Annotated in this window: 15 protein-coding genes; 11 read left to right on the top strand and 4 right to left on the bottom strand. The window is 48.6% G+C overall.

Going from position 1 to position 16,616, the window contains the following annotated elements; all coding sequences use genetic code 11:
- Positions 1-97: 97 nt before the first annotated feature.
- Positions 98-871: a YheC/YheD family protein gene (locus D1B31_RS13405; protein WP_118921297.1), complete on the bottom strand. Its 774-nt coding sequence runs from the start codon at positions 869-871 to the stop codon at positions 98-100.
- Between the two features lie 153 nt (positions 872-1,024).
- Between D1B31_RS13405 and D1B31_RS13400 the strand changes: the two genes are divergently transcribed.
- Complete coding sequence (locus D1B31_RS13400) at positions 1,025-2,230, top strand: ATP-grasp domain-containing protein (protein WP_118921296.1); 1,206 nt, start codon at positions 1,025-1,027, stop codon at positions 2,228-2,230.
- A 166-nt stretch (positions 2,231-2,396) separates the two neighbouring features.
- Positions 2,397-3,107, top strand: a complete 711-nt coding sequence (locus tag D1B31_RS13395) for a DUF421 domain-containing protein (protein WP_118921499.1) — start codon at positions 2,397-2,399, stop codon at positions 3,105-3,107.
- A gap of 505 nt (positions 3,108-3,612) precedes the next feature.
- Here the strand turns inward: D1B31_RS13395 and cysC are convergent.
- The 3 genes from cysC to D1B31_RS13380 all read right to left on the bottom strand — a co-directional run bounded on the left by cysC (position 3,613) and on the right by D1B31_RS13380 (position 6,213).
- Complete coding sequence (cysC, locus tag D1B31_RS13390; RefSeq protein ID WP_118921295.1) at positions 3,613-4,206, bottom strand: adenylyl-sulfate kinase; 594 nt, start codon at positions 4,204-4,206, stop codon at positions 3,613-3,615.
- Positions 4,203-5,366, bottom strand: coding sequence for a sulfate adenylyltransferase (gene sat, locus D1B31_RS13385; RefSeq protein ID WP_118921294.1), 1,164 nt, complete (start codon positions 5,364-5,366; stop codon positions 4,203-4,205). The genes cysC and sat overlap by 4 nt, the downstream gene beginning before the upstream one ends.
- A gap of 124 nt (positions 5,367-5,490) precedes the next feature.
- Positions 5,491-6,213: a phosphoadenylyl-sulfate reductase gene (locus D1B31_RS13380; protein WP_118921497.1), complete on the bottom strand. Its 723-nt coding sequence runs from the start codon at positions 6,211-6,213 to the stop codon at positions 5,491-5,493.
- 232 nt (positions 6,214-6,445) lie between these two features.
- Here D1B31_RS13380 and D1B31_RS13375 point away from each other — a divergent pair, with 232 nt between their 5' ends.
- The 9 genes from D1B31_RS13375 (at position 6,446) to D1B31_RS13335 (ending at position 15,998) form a co-directional block, all read left to right on the top strand.
- Positions 6,446-7,183 carry a 2-phosphosulfolactate phosphatase gene (locus D1B31_RS13375; protein ID WP_118921293.1) on the top strand — a complete coding sequence of 246 codons (738 nt, stop codon included), beginning with the start codon at positions 6,446-6,448 and terminating at the stop codon, positions 7,181-7,183.
- Positions 7,131-7,889, top strand: a complete 759-nt coding sequence (locus D1B31_RS13370; RefSeq protein ID WP_118921292.1) for a phosphosulfolactate synthase — start codon at positions 7,131-7,133, stop codon at positions 7,887-7,889. The genes D1B31_RS13375 and D1B31_RS13370 overlap by 53 nt, the downstream gene beginning before the upstream one ends.
- A gap of 47 nt (positions 7,890-7,936) precedes the next feature.
- Positions 7,937-8,335: a VOC family protein gene (locus D1B31_RS13365; protein WP_118921291.1), complete on the top strand. Its 399-nt coding sequence runs from the start codon at positions 7,937-7,939 to the stop codon at positions 8,333-8,335.
- Between the two features lie 660 nt (positions 8,336-8,995).
- Positions 8,996-10,000, top strand: a complete 1,005-nt coding sequence (locus tag D1B31_RS13360) for an FUSC family protein (protein ID WP_118921290.1) — start codon at positions 8,996-8,998, stop codon at positions 9,998-10,000.
- Positions 10,001-10,588: 588 nt separating this feature from the next.
- Positions 10,589-11,716 carry an XdhC family protein gene (locus tag D1B31_RS13355; RefSeq protein WP_240035262.1) on the top strand — a complete coding sequence of 376 codons (1,128 nt, stop codon included), beginning with the start codon at positions 10,589-10,591 and terminating at the stop codon, positions 11,714-11,716.
- Positions 11,713-12,330: a nucleotidyltransferase family protein gene (locus D1B31_RS13350; RefSeq protein ID WP_118921289.1), complete on the top strand. Its 618-nt coding sequence runs from the start codon at positions 11,713-11,715 to the stop codon at positions 12,328-12,330. Before D1B31_RS13355 ends, D1B31_RS13350 begins: the two co-directional genes overlap by 4 nt.
- A gap of 18 nt (positions 12,331-12,348) precedes the next feature.
- Positions 12,349-14,679, top strand: a complete 2,331-nt coding sequence (locus D1B31_RS13345) for a xanthine dehydrogenase family protein molybdopterin-binding subunit (RefSeq protein WP_118921288.1) — start codon at positions 12,349-12,351, stop codon at positions 14,677-14,679.
- Positions 14,666-15,523 carry an FAD binding domain-containing protein gene (locus D1B31_RS13340; RefSeq protein ID WP_118921287.1) on the top strand — a complete coding sequence of 286 codons (858 nt, stop codon included), beginning with the start codon at positions 14,666-14,668 and terminating at the stop codon, positions 15,521-15,523. The genes D1B31_RS13345 and D1B31_RS13340 overlap by 14 nt, the downstream gene beginning before the upstream one ends.
- On the top strand, positions 15,501-15,998 hold the full coding sequence (locus D1B31_RS13335; protein WP_118921286.1) for a (2Fe-2S)-binding protein: 498 nt from the start codon (positions 15,501-15,503) through the stop codon (positions 15,996-15,998). Before D1B31_RS13340 ends, D1B31_RS13335 begins: the two co-directional genes overlap by 23 nt.
- The last annotated feature ends 618 nt before the right edge of the window (positions 15,999-16,616 follow it).

The following is a 16,616-nucleotide window of genomic DNA, read 5'->3' as shown; positions in this document are numbered from 1 at the left end:
TATAGCTTGTACAAAATACACGTTAAACCTAAGAAAAAACGCCCCTTCCTGCCCAGATAAGGTGGCGCTGGCTAGCATTCATTACGCGAAACTTGCTCTAATACCCCTTTCTCCTCCTTCGCGCGAGCCGGTTGTAATTTCTAATCGAGGTGATTCTTTTGTGCATCCGGTCATCTTCGAGGTCACGGAAGGGATTGTTTCCGGGGTTGGCATTTACTTCGATGATTTTCACTTGAAAGGAGTGGTTGACTCCGATATCCAGTCCCCACATTGTTTTATCTGGGAAAGCTTCCTGGAGTTTTTCCGCCGCCCGGATGCAGACCTTGTCCATCGCTTCAAGAATTCTTTCCCCATCGCGCCATGTAAATTGCAGTGCGGCGAGCGCTTCATCTATGGACATAAGCCCCGCTCTGTGATATTTCAGATTTGTGACGATGAAGCCTTCTTTTGCCACCTTCCCGAACTTTCCTGTTACTTGCCATTCCGATGAATCGATTCTCCTTTGCACAATAGCCCGAAAATCGACCGGATTCCCATCCACAGTGAGAAGATCAATTGCCTCCTGAATGATATATGGCCTTGAAAAGCCAAAGGTGGACTCTTCAATAAAAGCGAAAGCCTCCCTTTTGTTCCGGAACACGTTTCGTTTGTCTCTGTGGTGCACTTCTATTCCGCGAGACAGTTTTATTACCTTATAAATCTCTTTTCCCCCGCCGGATGAAACAGTCGGCTTGACGATAATTGACTCGTAGTAGTCCAGCATTTCGCTAAACGCTATTTCGTTGAGCCCGACTGTATAAGGCAAGCATTCATTTAACAGTTTATCCTTACTCAGAAACCAGTAAAAATCCAATTTATTTCCTTTCCGCATACCATCCGCCCCTTACCGGTATCGTTCATTTTCCACAGCTTATGCCTTGTAGAAAAATTTGCTTGTTCAAAAGCCCGATTTTCGGGTAATTGTATTCGTAACCAGCCACATCTTTTTTACGTTCATATAATGAATGATTGAACATCTTTCGAAATGGAGGTAACTAGAAAACAGATGGATATCGCACCTACTTTAACGTTAAAAGATATATATGGGCCACAGCTCGTTTTTAATCCGAGGGTATCATTCGAGGGGATCGGTTGGATTCCAAAGGACACGATCCTCGATGATTTCCGGACAGGCGCCCTACTGCCAATCGCCGGTGACATGCCTTTTGTCTGCAATGACCGGACAGTGACCGAGGAAGCGCTGAATCTGCTAAAGACAGCAGGTATTTCTCCCGCGCCAAATCAGCTCGTTTATGATGGCAAAAATAGTTTTTACGGCCTTCTGGAATCGCTTAGCAGCGGCCAGCAAAAAAAGGTGCTGAACCAGCCGCTGCCCGACTCGGAAGTCCCGCCGGAAAAGTATTGGATTGATAAGGAAGTATTTTCGTATTTAAATAACAAGGCAAATATGGGAGAAATTGTACCGAAAGAGCATCTGCCGAAACGGATGGTCGTCAGCCCCGACGAGCTCGTGACAGTGAGAGAAAAATGGACATTGCCATTTGTCATGAAAGCGGGAACGGATTTACCGAACGGGGGCGGATTCGATGTCGTTCTTTGCCATACTGAAGAGGATTTCAAGCGAGCCTCCGAATTGCTGAAAGACAGCCAAAGCATCGTGATTGAAGAGTTCATCGAGAACAAGAAAAATTACTGCCTTCAATTTGCAAAAACATGCGACGGCCAGATTCTTTATCTCGGCGCGGGGGAGCAAATCATTTCGGTTTCAGGCAGGTATAAAGGCAACTGGATTTCCGCGGAGGACAGCCCTCCTAAGAGTGCTATCAACCTCGGCAGGACGATCATGGAAAAAGCCTGCCAGCTTGGATACAAAGGCATTGCCGGGTTTGATATTCTGATCACCGAGGATAACAGGGTTTTATGTATTGACCTGAACTTTCGACTGAATGGCTCGACTCCCGCCCTTCTGCTGAAAGATAGTATTTTTAGCCGCCACAATAATCAGGATATGATGTTCAAAAGCTGGAAAATCGACCGTCCTTGGGACGAATTCCACGACATCTGCAAAAGCCTGGTGGAAGACGGATCGCTCATCCCACTCGCCATCTATCATCCAGAAACGAGCGGGGATTCGGAAAACAAGCCGTTTATTAACGGAATCCTCATCGGAAACTCAAAGGAAGAAATTTTGCAAAAAGAACAATATTTAACCGAGCATGGCTGGAAATAAAGATTTTTCGCAGACGATTCCGATTGCGGTGGCAAGCGTGAATGAATGCCGCTGTTAGCAGGAAACTGATTTATTTCCTCCTCCCCTTCTACCTCCCACAGGATTATTCAGGCAGTTTCTGTGCAAAACTAAGTGGGAAGTGATGGGGGTGGAGGATTTGTTTGTGATTGATTTTTACCAGAGCCAAAGTAATCTTACTGCCTTGGAGTGGGTTCTCAGGGCCGTCGTGGCTTTTGTTTTTTTGGTGATTGTCGCCAAGGTTCTCGGGCAGCGGGCGATTTCCCAGCTGAGGCTGCTCGATTTTGTGATCGCGTTGGTGATAGGGAATATCATTGCCCACCCCTTATCTGAAGAGCAGTTGGGGCTGCAAGGGTCTATGATTTCAACGACTGTCCTGGTTGCGCTTTATTCTGGCGGGGTCTTTTTAATCCTGAAATGGCCTTGGTTCAGAAGCCTTGTCAATCATCCGCCGATCACGATTGTCAAAAATGGAACTATTGTATATGATGGCTTGAAAAAGGCTCGAATTTCCCTCGACGTTGTTCTTGAGGAAATGCGCGAGAAAAAGATTACAGATGTAAAAAAAGTCGCCTTGGCGGTTTGGGAAGCGGACGGGCGGATGTCCTTCTTTCTTGATCCGAAATATGAGGCGGTTACCCCCGCGGCATTGGGATTGAACACGGAGCCATTCAATTTGCACCGGGTGATCATTAAAGAAGGCGTGTTTAATGTTCAAGAACTCAGGAAGACCCAGAAGGATGAAGAGTGGGTCGTTTCACGCCTTGACCGCATCTATCAGGCAAAAGTAAAGGACGTTCTCCTCGCTACCCTCGATCACAACGGGAACCTGAGTGTGTTTTTTTATCAAAATAGATGAAGCATAACCGCCATTGCTGCAGGCGGTTATGCTTTTTTTGGTGTTGGTGACTTTCGAGGCGATTTTACAGCTCAAAGTTTACCAAGCCTGCCTATTGGTCCGAAGATGGGGCACCTTCGGACAGCACGAGCCTCAAATAATGATTCGCTGTCCGAACATGGGGTAACTTCGGACAGCACGAGCATAAAAAAAACAGTTCGCTGTCCGAACATGGGGGACCTTCGGACAGCACGAGCATAAAAAAACAGTTCGCTGTCCGAACATGGGGTACCTTCGGACAGCACTAGCCTAAAAAAAACAGTTCGCTGTCCGAACACGGGGCATCTTCGGACAGCACTAGCCTAAAAAAACAGTTCGCTGTCTGAACATGGGGCATCTTCGGACAGCACAAGCCTCAAATAATGGTTTGCTGTCCGAACATGGGGCACCTTCGGACAGCACAAGTCACATAAACCAGTTCGCTGTCCGAACTCCCCCCACCCTACAGTCGCCAAGACTGCCAAACCTAAATCAATCCCTCTCCCCTCAAGTAATCAATCACCTGCCGGGCGGACTCCGCGACCTCCCCTAAAGCTGTATCAATGATGAGCTCCGGCTTAAGCGGTATTTCATACGGAGAACTAATCCCGGTAAATTCCCGGATTTCACCTCTCCGCGCTTTTAGATACAAGCCTTTCACATCCCGCTGCTCACAGACTTCCAGCGGACATTTTATGAATACTTCAATAAATTCCCCGGGCTCAAATAGTTTTCTCACCTGTTCCCGGTCTTCCCGTAACGGCGAAATGAACGCCGTCAATACGACCTGGCCGCTATCGACGAACAACCGTGAAACTTCGCCGATTCTGCGGATGTTCTCAATCCGGTCCTCCTGACTGAAACCAAGCCCCTTGTTCAATCCGTGGCGGATGTTATCACCATCAAGGACATAGCTCTTTACGCCAAGCTTATAAAGCTGCCGGTCCACCTCGTTTGCAAGCGTCGACTTACCAGAACCCGACAGGCCGGTAAACCAGAGAACAAAGCTTTTATGGCCGTTGAGAAGCTGGCGGTCCGTTTTCGTCACCAAAGATGGGTGCCAGACGAGATGCTCCGTCATGATTCTCCCACCTTTTCCCGTATCGCCTGCTCCTGCTTCATCCCCTCGATCAAAATCGCGGCTACTTCCGGTCGGCTGAACTCGGGTGGCGGCGCATCGCCTTTTTGCAGCATCGCTCGTACCTTTGTCCCTGAAAGGGCGACGTGATGCTTCTTCCCATGCGGACATGTTTTAACAGACGCCATATTCCCGCATACTTCGCAGTAAAAGCTATTTTCAAAGAACAGCGTCTGGATGCCGATTTCCTCTTTTGCAAAATGGGAGAAAATCTTCTGCGCATCATACGTTCCATAATAATTGCCGACTCCGGCATGGTCGCGGCCGACGATAAAATGGGTACAGCCATAATTTTTCCGGATCAGCGCATGAAAAATCGCTTCGCGCGGCCCGGCATAGCGCATGGCCGCCGGGAAAACGGATAATAGAACCCGGTCGCCAGGATAATATTTTTCCAAAAGGGCTTTGTAACTTTTCATCCGGATCTCACCCGGGACATCGTCGGCTTTCGTCTCGCCGACCAGCGGATGGAGGAAGAGCGCATCGACTTGCTCGAGGGCGCACTTCTGGATATATTCGTGTGCCCTGTGGACCGGATTCCTCGTCTGGAACCCGACGATTGTTTTCCAGCCGCGCTCACCGAATAATTCCCTTGTCAGAGCCGGATCCCTTTTTTCATTCGCATAAGGGCTATCTGGCCGTTTGACCATCGTAACCGGTCCGCCCAAGTACACTTCGCCGCGGTCAGCGAGCTTTTTCACGCCGGGATGCGCCAGCTCTTCCGTCGTGTAAACCATTCTTGCTTCCCTTTTTTTATCGGGAATAAAGATGTCCGTTACCTCCATGACCCCGTAAACTGACCCTTCCGATTCCAGATTAATCGTATCGCCTGGCGCAATTTGTGCGGCAATCTTTTTTGAAACCGGAAGCGTAATCGGAATGCTCCAGACGATGCCGCTCTGAAGGCGCATCCTTTCCACGACGGATTCATAGTCATTTTTGCCCATAAATCCAACAAGCGGGCTGTAGGCGCCAATCGCAATTAGTTCCAGGTCGCTCAACGCCATCGCGTCCAGCTCGACCCCGAGGTTTTTACCGTCGATTTTCATGGTCTCTTTCACTCGGTTGACCAGGACTCCTCCGTGAGGATTAATCATATTCATTTTCCTCCTTGCAAAAGTATACTTCGGACTCAGCCGGCTATGCATTTACCTGGTGCGCTCACTTAGTAGAGACCGGTCATTCGGTTATCTGTTGCGCTCTGATTGGTAAAGGCCGGCCTTCCGTTTATCTGCCGCGTTCCGCCTGATGGATGCCGCATTCCGTTTTGCCTGTGTTGGCCCATCTGCCTGCGCGAAAATCAGCTCCCTCTGCCACAGGCCGGGTGCATGGCCGGCAGCCGATGCTCGGGTAATTCTGGTCGTGGAGCGGGTTATAAGGAAGATTATTGAGCCTGATGTACTCCCAAATATCGTCCCATTTCCAATGAATGAGCGGACAGATTTTAATATTTTTGAAGTTTTCATCTTTATTAATGAACTGAACGTGCTTCCTCGTTTCCGACTGCTCCCTGCGAAGGCCGGAAATCCACGCTTTCAAAAGGCCAAGCTCCTTGGCAAGCGGCTCCACTTTCCTTATTCGGCAGCACAGATTCGGGTTGCACGACCAAAGCTCCTGGCCATGAAGCTCCTCCTGCTTCTCCAAAGACAATACAGGTTTTACCATCTTCACATGAAGTGCTGGGTACCTTTCCCTTACCTTCTCAATCAATTCGTGCGTCTCGGCAAAATGGAGGCCGGTATCCAGAAAAAGCACGTTCGCTGTCTTGTTTATTTTTGAAATCAAATCAAGCATAACCATGCCTTCTGCGCCAAAGCTGCATGCATAGACAACCTCATTGCCATATTCGCGGTAGGCCCATTTCAGTACATCGATTGGTTCGAATTGTTTCTCCAGCAACACGTTCGCTTTTTCTTCCTCCCATGTTTCATAGATCAACACATTTCCCATTTCCCTTCCCATTTCATTTAATTGCTCCGCAACTGATTTATAGGTTAAAACCTATGTACAAAGTATTCAGGCGTCCCTCTAAAAGTTCATGGGGTAAAAGCCTATTTCCGGAAGGGCAGGCGCCCATTTTGCAAAAATGGGCAAAAACGAGGGGATAAGGTACCGCTTTTGCGTACTGGGCATATACTTTCTTGCAAGGTTTTTTTGGACATTTCCTGTAAGGAGCAATGAAATGAACATAACCATTCATCAAGGCCGCACTCCAGTTTTGCCAAGGTCGGACGTTAATATTGTTATTGATGTCATTCGGGCGTTTACGGTTGCCCACTACGCTTTCCTCCGCGGAGCAAAGGCATTAATTCTCACAGCCACAACGGATGAGGCTTTTCTTTTGCAAAAAAAGAACCCGGGTTATTTGCTCGCCGGAGAAATTAACGGGCTTCCCATTCAAGGCTTCGACTTTGATAACTCGCCGGCCAAGATGGCGACTGCGAATGTCAGCGGAAGAACGATTGTGCAAAAGACGACGAACGGGGTAAAGGCCGCTTTGCATGCACTGGACGCGGATGCCGTGTTTGTTACCGGTTTTTCAAATGCAAGGAAGACGGCGGAATGTGTGGGTAAGCTCTGGAGTGCCGATGCAACCATCAATCTGATTGCTTCCCATCCTGATGGCGATGACGACCTGGCCTGCGCGGAGTATATAAAAGATATTCTCCTCGGCAAGGAGGAATTGTCGATTAAGGACGTTGCCGAAAGAATCAGAAGCTGCGGGCCTGCGGAAAAGTTCTTTGATGAAGGCAGACCGGAGTTCAATGCTGAGGATATAGAATTTTGTACAAAGGTAATTGCCGGAGATTTTGTCATGTACGTTGACAGTTCTGGAAAATTCCCGATGATCGTGAGGGTGAACGAAGATGAACTTTACAGGATTGGACCTGCCAGAGAGAGAAGGAAAGCCGAGGTCTAAGGGATTGACCGTCCTAATCGATAACGGCGTTCCCGAAGGATTATTCCGGGATACAATCAACAGCGCTGCCGCCTATATCGATTTCGTTAAATTCGGCTGGGGCACGTCAGTTGTGAGTACGAACCTCGAAAAAAAGATTGATATTTTGAATGAGAACAAGATTGAATACTTTTTTGGCGGGACCCTTTTTGAAAAATTCCTCAGCCAAAATAAAGCGGATCGCTACAACGATTATTGCAGGCGCTTTGGCTGCCGGCATGTTGAAATCTCAAACGGCACACTGCCAATTCCAAACAAAGAAAAAGCAACGTATATTCGTGAGTTCGCGAAGGAATTCACCGTCTTCAGCGAGGTTGGCCATAAAGACAGCACTGTTTCGGCATCTTCCTCCGAATGGCTCGAGTCGATTGCGGAGGATTTGGAAGCGGGTGCGGCAAGAGTGATCACCGAGGCGAGGGAAAGCGGCACGAGCGGCATTTGCCGGGCCGACGGGGAGCTAAGGCTGGACATTGTTGATGAAATCCTTTCGTCTGGCATCCCTTTGGAGCGGATTGTATTTGAGGCGCCGACGAAGACAATGCAAACCGCCTTTATCAAGCTGGCCGGCCCGGACGCCAATCTCGCCAATATCCCGTTTAGTGACGCGATTGCCCTTGAAACGCTCAGGCTTGGTTTGCGCTCTGATACGTTTTTTATTTTTGATTAGGTATGGTCGCGGCAGGCATACCAGAGACATTTAAAGGAGGCACAAACATGAGAGAGACAAATAAAGTGTTCCATCTTGCAATCCCGTGCAAGAATCTTGATGAAACCGTTGATTTTTATGAAAAACTAGGCTGCAGGCTGGCTCGAAGATACCACGACCGGGTTACCTTTGACTTTTTCGGCGACCAGGTCGTCTGCCACCTAAACCCCGATCAAATCGATCCGGCCCCGAAAATGTATCCGCGCCATTTCGGGATTACTTTTTTGAACAGAGAAGAGTTTGACGAGGCGCTCGAACATGCAACGAAATATGAACTGTCTTTCTTCCAGGAACTGATGGTCCGATTTGCAGGCAAGCGCGAGGAGCATGTCACCTTCTTCCTCATTGACCCTGCCAATAACCTGCTGGAATTTAAGTATTACCATGATGAAGGGATGGTTTATTAGCCTCGCTGCCCTCTTTGAAGGGTTGCGAGTCGTTAATTGTGGCGGGATACACTATGCTTGCGACAATTCATACCCAAGATTCAGGAAAAGAGCTCTTGATTGTCGCGCATGGCCACGATTCGCGACAAAGAATCTAGGTGAGCTGTCCCAACATAATGCACCTTGGGACAGTAGGGGTTAAAAACCCTGGCGAACTGTCTCAACCTAATGCACCTTGGGACAGTTGGGGTTAAAAATCCTGATGAACTGTCCCAACATAGTGCAGCTTGGGACAGTAGAGGTTAAAAACCCTGGCGAACTGTCTCAACATAATGCATCTTGGGACAGTATGCGCTATGGATCCTGCTGAACTGTCCCAACTTAGTCCATCTTGGGACAGCTTTCGCTAAAAATCCTGATGAACTGTCCCAACATAGTGCATCTTGGGACAGTTGGGGTTAAAAATCCTGCTGAACTGTCCCAACCTAATACATCTTGGGACAGAGATTTTGCAAGAGGCCCGTGAAGTAGCGCGCAAGCCTTCGATTCTCTACAATAATTCCGAAAAAAGGTCCGCTCCCTAAAAAGGGCATGCGGACTTTTTGCTGTTATTTCCTTCCGAATAAAACTCTCCTGGCAAAAGAACCATAAGAACAAAAGAATGTCGAAAGAAGGGTCAGCATGAGCATCAGAAAGAAGGATTTTGTAAACAAAACACGATTGGTCTGGAAAATGGCGATTGCGTCAGCGATTTCGTGGGAGCTGGCCAAGTTTGCGGGCTCGGATCATCCTTATCTCGCCCCGCTCTCGGTTATTTTATGCCTCCAGACAACGATCGATCGTTCCATCCGCTTTTCCATCCACCGGATTGCCGGAACGATTGTCGGGGTTCTGCTCATTGCCTGGGTAGTGACTCATCTTCCCTTTAATGGCTGGTCTCTAGGCTTGTTGTTGCTCGCCGGGACGCTTGCCGCCAAATGGCTGAAAATGGACGAGACCGCGCTCCATCAAGTCGCAATAACAGTTCTGCTCCTCTTCGCCTTCGAGCGAAAATCCGGTGACTACGGGTTCGACCGCATTGTGGATACACTCATCGGGGCCGCCGTTGCTGTAGCCATCCACACCCTCCTGCTCCCTCCCAATTTTACGAAAGAGGCTTCCCGCTCCTGTCAACAGGCAGCCCGGCAGCTATCCGGGCTTTTGCAGGAAATGGCCGGATGGGTTCAGTTGGAATGGGGCAAAAGTGAAAAATACGAACTTGAAGAGAGACTAAAAAACTCACTGAACAGTCTCCACACGGCAAAAGAAACCCTTCAGGTCGCGACAAATAGCCTGAAATTCAATCCACTTAGCAAAAAACAAAAAAGTATGCTGAATACAACCAGACAGCAGCTTCAGGTTCTCGCAAAAGGGTACGAATATGCCTCAACAATCCTTAATACCCTTCGAGAATGGCAAAAAGAAGCCACGCTTACCCCTTCGGACAAAACGGTGATTGGGAATGACTTGGCTCTACTTGGCGATTTTTTTCGGAAGGTTGGCCTGCCGGGATTTACCGATACGGTGCAAAAAAGCGAGATTGACTTCCTTTTTGCAAGAAAGGCCATCCATCAAAAGCCTACTTCCGCGGAATTCAGAAGTTCCTTTGAGCTTGAAACGCGAAAACTGCTGAAAAGCTTGAAGTAGACCGTCCGTAGGCCCTTCGTTAATAAACTGCCAGCCAAGGCGAAAGAGAATTCATTGATACTGGGAGCTTGTCCCGCCTGAGGCGGCATCACCGCCGCCACTTGCGCGCCATTCAATCCGATCAACTGAGGCTTTGGCGCGAATCCAAGCCTTGTGCGCCATTCAACCCGATATTAAACAAGACTTTGGCGCGAATCCAAGCCTTGCGTGCCATTCAATCCGATTTTAACTGTAGCTTTGGCGCGAATTGCAACCTTACGCGCCATTCAATCCGATTTTAACTGTAGCTTTGGCGCGAATCACAGCCTTGCGCGCCATTCAACCCGATTTTAACTGTAGCTTTGGCGCGAATTGCAACCTTACGCGCCATTCAATCCGATTTTAACTGAAGCTTTGGCGCGAATCACAGCCTTGCGCGCCATTCAACCCGATTTTAAACAAGACTTTGGTGCGAATCCCAGCCCTGCGCGCCATACAACCCGATTCTAAGCAATAGTTTGGCGTGCAGCATCACCATGGGCGGCAGTTTCCTCCTCTTAACAGTGGGATAAATTTTTGCAAAAGAGAATATCCATATAGAGATGTGATATGGCACAAAAGCGGGAGAAACTGATGGATACTTTCAATCATTTGCTCGATATCGTGGTCCAATCGCCCCATCGCCAAATGGCACTGGCTACAATCATTGATGTGACAGGTTCCGCCTACAGGAAGGAAGGGGCCACAATGCTCATCTTCGAGGACGGATCAAAAGTCGGGATGCTTTCAGCGGGCTGCCTTGAGGAGGATGTAGCGGAACGGGCTAAAAAGGTTATTGATTCAGGCGAAGCTTATACAATCAAATACGATACTTCTGCTGAAGATGACTTTTCCTGGGGCCGGGGCGCCGGTTGCAACGGGGTTATAACGATTCTGATTGAGCCGGTTAAAGGGACATTGCTCTCAAATCTTATAAAAGCGAAAAAATTCCTTGATCGGAAAAAGACTGTTACAAGGGTGATTCAGCTCAGCCGCGACTTTGAAATTTTGGATGACTTTTTTGTCATGGAAGACGAGCTGGCAAAAGGCAGCGAATGGAACTTAGACGAACCCCGCCTTTCAAATTTTGTAACCGGGTTTGGTTATCACAACAAAGCAGACGCGCCATTTTTGGCAACCGTGCTTCACCCTTATCGAATAATAGACGCGCCAATCTTGAAAACGGGTCTCTATTATGACAACAAAACAGACACACACTATTTTATCCATCGCCTCTCTCCAAGGCCTAGATTAATTGTTTTCGGGGCGGGTGAGGATGCGAGGCCGGTTGTTTCACTTGCGGCGCGAACTGGGTTCAATGTTACGGTTGCAGACTGGCGCCCTGCTCTCTGCACGGAAGAATTCTTTCCTGAAGCGGCCAGACTGGTTACAGGTTCGTCGGAGCAAATATGGAGGAAAATTTCCTTAACACGAGAAGATTTCGCGCTTGTTATGACTCACCAATTCCAGAAGGATCAAACTCTTATCGAAGGAATTTTGCAAAATGGACCTTTAACCTATCTCGGAGTACTTGGACCTGCCGACAGGACAGCCCGTCTGCTTAAAGGCGCACGAAAACCGGAGTGGCTTCGTTCGCCAGCCGGGTTTTCAATTGGCGCACAAGGGCCGGAGGAAATCGCCGTGAGCATTGTTGCCGAGATGATCGCCATGCTCCGCGAAAAGGAAACTGGGAGATGAAGATCTTTGGAATTTATCTGGCTGCCGGCAAAAGCAGGCGGATGGGAGCTGATAAACGGAAGCTTCCGCTTGGCGGAGTTCCGCTTGGCAGCATAGCCCTTAACCAAGCTCTTATCTCAAAATTGGACCACATATTCATCGTAACTGCTTTGGGAGATAAGCTGGATTGGCTTCAGGCTTCCTTTTTTTTATATCCGGCAAAAGAAAGATGGTCGCTGCTTGAGTGCCCAGATGCGGAACAGGGCCTCGGTTCATCCCTTAAGTACGGAGTGAAACATGCGGCGGTTTCAGGTGCGGATGCTGCAATGGTCCTTCTTGCAGATCAGCCATTTGTTCGAAGTGAGGTCATCAATAAATTAATAGATTGCTATCAAAGCGCCCCTTCCCTTTTTATAGGAGCTGAAGGGGATGAAGGTTTTGCCAAGCCCCCCATCTTGTTCTCGAGTGAATGTTTCCGTTATGTTGAAAAGCTTGGTGAAGACCAGGGGCTTCGAGCCTTTGTGCGAAAGGAATTTAGGACACGAGGAAAAACGATTGATTTTCGGGTACCACTTTTATTTTGTGATATAGACACAAAGGAAGATTATCATTCTTTGATGGAAAAATTCCGCTGATGAGGGTGGGTGGTTGCATTGGAGGTAATCGGAAAAAGCGTCATCCGCAAGGAAGCGAATGATAAAGTGACCGGAAGAGCCAAGTACACAAACGACTTTCAGGAAAAAAGCACACTTCATGCCAGGATGGCCATCAGCCCCTATGCCCATGCCAACATTATCGGCATGGACTTTTCGGAAGCGCGGAAGGTTCCGGGTGTGAAGGTGATTTTAGGAAATGAACCGTTTCCGCTCGTCGGGGAGGAAATCAAGGACCGCTCGCCGATTGCTTATAAACGAGTCCGATATCATGGCGAGCCGGTTGCTGTCGTGGTCGCTGAGACACCGGTCCAGGCAAAACAAGCCGCCGATTTAATAAGAGTAACCTATGAGCCGCTTCCGGTTGTCAACTCGCCGAGTGAAGCTTTTCAAAAAGACGCCCTCCTCGTTCATGAAAAATTAGGCGATTATGAAAAGCCCCCAGGCGTCTATCCAATTCCGGGTACAAATGTTGCTAACCTCGACAAAATTAGGAAAGGCGATATCCAAAAGGGCTTCCAGGAGAGCGAGGTTACGGCAGAGTTCCAAATTTCGTTCAGGCCGTCAGACCATGTTGCGATGGAAACGAGGGTATCAATTGCCGAAATCCTTCCTGACGGGTACGTCCGCATCACGACGACATCCCAGGCCCCTTTTGCCATCAAAAAGCTGTTTAAATGGTATTTCGATATCGATCCTGGCAGGGTGATTGTTTATACCCCCCTTGTCGGCGGGGCATACGGCGGGAAGGCGGCAGTCCAGCTCGAGGTCATTGCGTACCTGGCCTCGAAGGCAGTCGGTGGAAGGCCGGTCAAGCTTTTTAATTCACGTGAGGAAGATATGATTACTTCTCCCTGCCACATCGGCCTCGATGCAACGGTCAAGCTTGGCGCGAGGAAAGACGGCATGCTGAAGGCGGCGGAAATCCAGTATCTCTGGGACGGGGGAGCCTATTCCGATAAGGCGGTGGACATTAGCCGCGCGGGGGCGGTGGACTGTACCGGCCCTTACGATATTGAACATATTTATTGCGATTCGTATTGCATGTATACGAATCATCCATATGCCAGCGCCTTCAGGGGCTACAGCCATGCCGAGGTCCATTTCGCCTTTGAGCGGACGATGGATGTGCTTGCGGAGAAGTTGGCGATGGATCCTCTTGAACTCCGGCGCAAAAATTCGATCATGCCCGGGGACACGACACCGACTCAGGTTCTGCTGAATCGGAGCACGGTTGGGAATCTCCCGCGCTGCATCGACAGGCTGAAGGAGCTGATGAACTGGGACGGCGAACCGAAAGTCGAGAGGAAAGGCCGCTTGATCAGGGCAAAAGGAGCATGCTGCATTTGGAAGACGTCCACTTTTGACACGAATGCAACGTCGGGCGCCATTTTAACGTTTAATTCCGATGGGAGCATCAACCTCATGTCCGGAGTCGTTGAGCTTGGCACGGGCACGAAAACAGTCCTGGCGCAAATTTTGGCGGAACGGATGAAAATGCCCATCGACAAAATCCATGTCAAAATGACGATCGATACACAGACGACGCCCGAGCATTGGAAAACAGTCGGCAGCCGGGGAACATTGATGGGCGGAAGAGCGGTCCTGGCAGCAGCCGAGGATGCCATCCGGCAAATAAAAGAACGTGCCTCCTGTATTTTGCGGGTCAATTCGCATGACCTCGAGGTTGCCCATGAAAAGGTTTATTATATCGACGACCCGACAATCAGCATGGACGTAAAAGATCTCGCCTATGGATATCAGTTCCCGAATGGGGAAACTCTCGGCGGGCAAATCGTCGCGACAGGATATTATACATCCAATTGGATCACCAAGTTGGATCGGGAGACAGGCAAGGGAAGGCCGGGACCCGAGTGGACAGTCGGCGCCGAGGGCATCGAACTCGAATTGGATACAAGGGATTTTACGTACAGGATTTTGAAAGCGTACGCTGTTTTAGATTTCGGGACAGTGTTGAACGAGAAAGCTCTTCTTGGCCAAGTGATGGGGGCGATGAGCATGGGGATTGCCTTTGGCGGGAGAGAATCGTTTATTTTTGATACGGATGGAAGAGTGTTGAATCCGCAGCTGAGAACGTATCGGCCGCTTCACTTCGGGGAACAGCCCGAATATGTTGTTGAGTTTGTGGAAACCCCCCATTTGGCCGGTCCATATGGTTCGAGGGGCGGCGGGGAACACGGGCTGCTCGGCATGCCTGCCGCGCTTGGGAACTGCCTGTCTACGGCATTGGGTGTTCAGCTGCAAAACCTCCCATTGATTCCGGAACTTTTATGGCGCGCTTCAGGGGGAATGAATGATGTTACCGTTTAATTTCCGCTATTCAAAACCAACTACAGCCCAGGAAGCGGTTGGAATTTTTGAAAACGTTAAATTAGGGGGAGCAGTTCCCTTTTACTTCTCAGGAGGAACCGAACTGATCACACTCGGGCGCATCGGCTTGGATTATGCAGATGCCGTCATTGATTTGAAAGGGATTCCCGGATATGAAGGGGCTTTTTCCCATGACAAGTATTTGGTCATTGGCGGGGGAACGACATTGACGTCGATAAGCGAACACCCCCTGTTTCCCCTGCTTAGCAAAACTGTCAGTGAAATCGCCGACCGGACGGCCCGCAATAAGATTACCCTTGCCGGAAATATTTGCGGGAAGATTTTTTACCGCGAAGCCGTCCTGCCTTTGCTGCTTACGGACTGCCTTGTTGGAGTCTTCGGCCGCGACGGGCTTTCCTACAAACCGATCCTGACAGTGTTCAACCAGAACATTCTCTTAAAAGATGGAGATTTTGTGTTTAACATTTTGATAGAAAAAGATTTTGCAACCCTTCCGTATTTTACGCAAAAAAGGCGGAAGCAGTGGGATGTCGGCTATCCGCTCATTACCTTGGCCGCTTTGAAAAAGGACGGGGAAATCAGAATGGCCATAAGCGGACTGTGCCCCTTTCCGTTCCGTTCTTCGGAGTTGGAGAGTGTACTGAATGAACAGGGTCCTTCTGTGGAGGAAAGAGCCGAAAGAGCGATGGGAGCCCTCCCTTCACCCATTCTTGATGATGTCGAAGGTTCTTCAGAATTTCGTAAGTATGTATTGAAAAATATGATGGCAGATGCCATTCGCGAATTGGAGGGCAAACAGGATGGCTCCGAATCCCAAAGTTAATCTCCTGCTTTCGGTAAATTCCGAAGCGACGTCGGTGATTGTCAGGCCAGCCGATACGTTACTTTATGTGATTCGAGGCCAGCTCGGCTTAACCGGCTCGAAGCCCGGCTGCCTGAATGGGGATTGCGGGGCGTGCACGGTCATCGTTGACGGCATCCCGCAAAAATCATGCCTGATGCTCGCTGTTGAAGGTACGGGGAAGGAAATTACGACAATTGAAGGCTTAAAGGATACGCCGATTCAGAGGGCTTTCGTCGAAAAATTCGCCTTTCAATGCGGTTACTGCACCTCAGGTTTCCTAATGAACTGCCAGGCCCTTGTGGAAACGAAGCCTGATGCAGACGATGCTGTGTTGAAGGACTGGCTAGAATCCAATATTTGCAGATGTACCGGGTATAGGGAGATCAGAGAAGCGGTTTTGTCTGTTTTAGGCGAGGAGCCGGCAGTGCAACGAAATCAAACGGGCGAGAACTAGTGAGGTTTTGCTAGTTATTTAAAAGGTTACAGGCTTTCTTTAAGGAAAATGACTAGTCTAATACAGACACCTTACTAGCCCTTTTTTGAAAAAATCAGCAAAATAACTAGTTAGCCTCTGAGGATGGCTATTGGCATATAGTTATGTTCTAGCACTTATTCACTATATTTATACTCTTATTAGTATCTAATTACTATCCGTAACTACGTATAAAACCATCCTATTTAACTAGTTAACCTTGGCCACCCACCTCGTTCGGTTCAATATTTTTTTAAATGATAAACTCCCTTAAAGGGTACGTCCATGTTTTGCTGAATAATGACAAGAAAAAGGATTCACGCCTACTAGTTTCAGGTGTGAATCCTTTTTACATGACAGAACTTGTGGCAATTCGCACCTAAATTGTGACGATATGCACCCTATTCCGAAGATATGCACCCAAACTGTGACGATTTGCACCAAAATCCTAATCATATGCACCTTTCCAAGGCATGATACCCTTTTGCAAAAATAACAACAAAAGACACCAATCAAAAATATTTTGATAAAATAAATCATTTTTATTTAAAAATTCTGAATTGTACAATATAATACTTTTTGTATGACAGACTATTGAAA

It is taken from the genome of Neobacillus notoginsengisoli (genome assembly GCF_003515685.1).
Classification (GTDB): Bacteria; Bacillota; Bacilli; order Bacillales; family Cytobacillaceae; genus Bacillus_D; species Bacillus_D notoginsengisoli.
The sequence above is the reverse complement of the archived record's forward strand: the minus strand, read 5'-3'. Positions and strand labels throughout refer to the sequence as shown.

Coding starts and splice junctions, on each gene's coding strand:
- D1B31_RS13405 (WP_118921297.1), bottom strand. CDS start 871: ATGCGGAAAGGAAATAAATTGGATTTTTACTGGTTTCTGAGTAAGGAT.
- D1B31_RS13400 (WP_118921296.1), top strand. CDS start 1,025: ATGGAGGTAACTAGAAAACAGATGGATATCGCACCTACTTTAACGTTA.
- cysC (WP_118921295.1), bottom strand. CDS start 4,206: ATGACGGAGCATCTCGTCTGGCACCCATCTTTGGTGACGAAAACGGAC.
- sat (WP_118921294.1), bottom strand. CDS start 5,366: ATGAATATGATTAATCCTCACGGAGGAGTCCTGGTCAACCGAGTGAAA.
- D1B31_RS13380 (WP_118921497.1), bottom strand. CDS start 6,213: ATGGGAAATGTGTTGATCTATGAAACATGGGAGGAAGAAAAAGCGAAC.
- D1B31_RS13375 (WP_118921293.1), top strand. CDS start 6,446: ATGAACATAACCATTCATCAAGGCCGCACTCCAGTTTTGCCAAGGTCG.
- D1B31_RS13370 (WP_118921292.1), top strand. CDS start 7,131: ATGAACTTTACAGGATTGGACCTGCCAGAGAGAGAAGGAAAGCCGAGG.
- D1B31_RS13365 (WP_118921291.1), top strand. CDS start 7,937: ATGAGAGAGACAAATAAAGTGTTCCATCTTGCAATCCCGTGCAAGAAT.
- D1B31_RS13360 (WP_118921290.1), top strand. CDS start 8,996: ATGAGCATCAGAAAGAAGGATTTTGTAAACAAAACACGATTGGTCTGG.
- D1B31_RS13355 (WP_240035262.1), top strand. CDS start 10,589: ATGGCACAAAAGCGGGAGAAACTGATGGATACTTTCAATCATTTGCTC.
- D1B31_RS13350 (WP_118921289.1), top strand. CDS start 11,713: ATGAAGATCTTTGGAATTTATCTGGCTGCCGGCAAAAGCAGGCGGATG.
- D1B31_RS13340 (WP_118921287.1), top strand. CDS start 14,666: ATGTTACCGTTTAATTTCCGCTATTCAAAACCAACTACAGCCCAGGAA.
- D1B31_RS13335 (WP_118921286.1), top strand. CDS start 15,501: ATGGCTCCGAATCCCAAAGTTAATCTCCTGCTTTCGGTAAATTCCGAA.